1 protein-coding gene is annotated in these 484 nt (G+C 57.6%); it reads left to right on the top strand.

The genetic code is table 11. The features are described from left to right. Positions 1-484, top strand: a 484-nt coding sequence (locus HAP95_RS14915; RefSeq protein ID WP_226832834.1) for a paraquat-inducible protein A, incomplete at both ends; no start/stop codon positions are given.

The following is a 484-nucleotide window of genomic DNA, read 5'->3' as shown; positions in this document are numbered from 1 at the left end:
TTCCCGATGCCGCCCTGGACCCGCCTCACGGGGTGGAGGTCTGTCCGGATTGTGGACTGATTCAGCGTTTGCCGCCTCTACAAGGTCGCGGCAAGCTCGCCTGCCCGCGCTGTGGCCATATTATGGAACGCACCTCCGGTCGCAGTATTAACGCGGCCATGGCCATGACCTTATCGGCCCTGTTCCTGCTGATCCCAGCCAATTTTCTACCATTGCTGTCCGTTGATATATTTGGCGTGCATCATCAAAGTGTACTTGCGTCAGGCATCTGGGGAGTGGCTGCCCAAGGCTGGCCCGTGGTGGCGGTGATTCTGGCCCTGGAATTGCTCATCCTCCCCTTTTTACGCTTCAGCACTCTGGCCGTGGTATTGCTCCAACTGGATACCGGGCACTACCCAAGCTGGCTGGGCAGGATGTTTCGCTGGTCTGAATGGCTGGACCAATGGGCCATGCTGGATGTTTTTCTGATTGGTTTTGGCATCGG

Source organism: Acidithiobacillus sulfurivorans (genome assembly GCF_018853815.1).
In the GTDB taxonomy this organism is placed as follows: Bacteria; Pseudomonadota; Gammaproteobacteria; order Acidithiobacillales; family Acidithiobacillaceae; genus Acidithiobacillus; species Acidithiobacillus sulfurivorans.
The sequence above is the reverse complement of the archived record's forward strand: the minus strand, read 5'-3'. Positions and strand labels throughout refer to the sequence as shown.